1 rRNA gene is annotated in these 3345 nt (G+C 48.5%); it reads right to left on the bottom strand.

Annotation, left to right across the window (positions count from 1 at the left end):
* Window positions 1-168 precede the first annotated feature (168 nt).
* A 23S ribosomal RNA gene (locus tag F463_RS0113885) occupies window positions 169-3051 on the bottom strand.
* Window positions 3052-3345 lie beyond the last annotated feature (294 nt).

A 3345-nucleotide genomic window follows, 5' to 3' on the forward strand; every position in this document is an offset into this window, starting at 1 on the left:
ACTTTGGCATCAGCCTGCTTTAACAAATTGGAAGAAGTAAAGGATTTTGCTTTTTCAAGCCTCAATGGGCAGGGTATGAAACACTGTGTGTTTCTTATTTCTTGATGATTGCCAAATCATATTGCTTTGAACTACACCTTTAGACTTAGGTTTAAGTTTTAAGGTTATAGGATCAAGCCTCACGAGCAATTAGTATCAGTTAGCTTAATGCATTACTGCACTTCCACACCTGACCTATCAACGTCCTGGTCTTGAACGACTCTTTAGCTGGCTTAAAGCCAGAGGCAAGTCTCATCTCGAGGCGAGTTTCACGCTTAGATGCTTTCAGCGTTTATCTCTTCCGCACTTAGCTACCCAGCTATACCATTGGCATGATAACTGGTCCACCAGAGGTGCGTCCACTCCGGTCCTCTCGTACTAGGAGCAGGTCCCCTCAAACTTGCAGCGCCCACGGCAGATAGGGACCAAACTGTCTCACGACGTTTTAAACCCAGCTCACGTACCACTTTAAATGGCGAACAGCCATACCCTTGGGACCGGCTACAGCCCCAGGATGTGATGAGCCGACATCGAGGTGCCAAACTCCCCCGTCGATATGAACTCTTGGGAGGAATCAGCCTGTTATCCCCAGAGTACCTTTTATCCGTTGAGCGATGGCCCTTCCATACAGAACCACCGGATCACTATGACCTGCTTTCGCACCTGCTCGACCTGTCCGTCTCGCAGTCAAGCAACCTTTTGCCATTGCACTATCAGTACGATTTCCGACCGTACCTAGGTTACCTTCGCACTCCTCCGTTACTCTTTGGGAGGAGACCGCCCCAGTCAAACTGCCTACCATACACGGTCCCCAGTCCGGATTACGGACCTAGGTTAGAACCTCAACAACATCAGGGTGGTATTTCAACGACGCCTCCACGCGATCTGGCGACCACGTCTCTCAGGCTCCCACCTATCCTACACAAATCTTGTCAAAGTCCAATGTAAAGCTGCAGTAAAGGTTCATGGGGTCTTTCCGTCTAGCCGCGGGGAGATTGCATCTTCACAAACATTTCAACTTCGCTGAGTCCCGAGAGGAGACAGTGTGGCCATCGTTACGCCATTCGTGCGGGTCGGAACTTACCCGACAAGGAATTTCGCTACCTTAGGACCGTTATAGTTACGGCCGCCGTTTACTGGGACTTCAATCAAGAGCTTGCACCCCATCATTTAATCTTCCAGCACCGGGCAGGCGTCACACCCTATACGTCCACTTTCGTGTTTGCAGAGTGCTGTGTTTTTATTAAACAGTCGCAGCCACCTTTTCACTGCAACCCCATCACGCTTCACGAGTAAATCGCTACACGCTACCGGGGCGCACCTTCTCCCGAAGTTACGGTGCTAATTTGCCGAGTTCCTTCTCCCGGGTTCTCTCAAGCGCCTTAGAATTCTCATCCTGCCCACCTGTGTCGGTTTGCGGTACGGTCTTATACAACTGAAGCTTAGTGGCTTTTCTTGGAAGCATGGTATCAATCACTTCGTGAGCAAGCTCACTCGTTATCACGTCTCAGTCTTAGCTCTCCGGATTTGCCTAAAGAACCAACCTACACGCTTGAACCGGGACATCCAACACCCGGCTGACCTAACCTTCTCCGTCCCCACATCGCATTGTATAGAGGTACAGGAATATTAACCTGTTTCCCATCAGCTACGCATCTCTGCCTCACCTTAGGGGCCGACTCACCCTGCGCCGATGAACGTTGCGCAGGAAACCTTGGGCTTTCGGCGAGGGAGCTTTTCACTCCCTTTATCGCTACTCATGTCAGCATTCGCACTTCTGATACCTCCAGCATACCTCACAGTACACCTTCGCAGGCCTACAGAACGCTCTCCTACCATACTAGTAAACTAGTATCCGCAGCTTCGGTTACGTGCTTAGCCCCGTTACATCTTCCGCGCAGGACGACTCGACCAGTGAGCTATTACGCTTTCTTTAAATGATGGCTGCTTCTAAGCCAACATCCTGGCTGTCTATGCCTTCCCACTTCGTTTTCCACTTAGCACGTCATTTGGGACCTTAGCTGGCGGTCTGGGTTGTTTCCCTCTTGTCCACGGACGTTAGCACCCATGGACTGTCTCCCGTAATTGAACTTCTCAGTATTCGGAGTTTGCAATGGTTTGGTAAGTTCTTATGAACCCCCTAGCCATAACAGTGCTCTACCCCCGAGAGTTAGTTACGAGGCACTACCTAAATAGTTTTCGGAGAGAACCAGCTATCTCCAAGTTTGTTTAGCCTTTCACCCCTATCCACAGCTCATCCCCAAATTTTTCAACATTTGTGGGTTCGGACCTCCAGTACCTGTTACGGCACCTTCATCCTGGCCATGGATAGATCACTTGGTTTCGGGTCTACACCCAGCGACTAAGACGCCCTATTCGGACTCGATTTCTCTACGCCTCCCCTATCGGTTAAGCTTGCCACTGAATGTAAGTCGCTGACCCATTATACAAAAGGTACGCAGTCACCCCTTACGAGGCTCCCACTGTTTGTATGCATACGGTTTCAGGATCTATTTCACTCCCCTCCCGGGGTTCTTTTCGCCTTTCCCTCACGGTACTGGTTCACTATCGGTCGATATCGAGTATTTAGCCTTGGAGGATGGTCCCCCCATGTTCAGACAGGGTTTCTCGTGCCCCGCCCTACTTGTCGTTACCCTAGTTCCACAAACGGGATTTCGTATACGGGACTATCACCCACTACGGTCGGACTTTCCATTCCGTTCTACTATCGCGTCTGCTAAAAGTAACAGGCTGTTCCATGTTCGCTCGCCACTACTTACGGAATCTCGGTTGATTTCTTTTCCTCTGGGTACTTAGATGTTTCAGTTCTCCAGGTTCGCTTTACTCTTCCTATATATTCAGAAGAGAATGACCTTACGGCCGGGTTTCCCCATTCGGACATCTCCGGATCAAAGCTTATTTGCCAGCTCCCCGAAGCTTTTCGCAGGCTATCACGTCCTTCATCGCCTGATATCGCCAAGGCATCCACCATATGCACTTATTCACTTGACCCTATAACGTTAAAACCTAAACCCTTTTAAATCTAGATTTCGTCGTGCATGAGACACGCGTTACAGGTAATTCTAAAGCACTATCAAACCTCGTTAGATTCGCCTACATCATCGATTTCTCAACAATATAAACTTCTCAACTTGCGTTTAATATATTTATGATTTTGCAATCAATCGATATTATTTCCGGTTAAAAAATAATATCGCCCATTGAATATAAGTTGTCATCACACAACCTATATTCCTTTACTTCTTCCATTTTGTTAAAGAGCAGTCTTAGTTTTTTAAACTAACG

Source organism: Methylophilus methylotrophus DSM 46235 = ATCC 53528, from assembly GCF_000378225.1.
GTDB classification, from domain to species: domain Bacteria; phylum Pseudomonadota; class Gammaproteobacteria; order Burkholderiales; family Methylophilaceae; genus Methylophilus; species Methylophilus methylotrophus.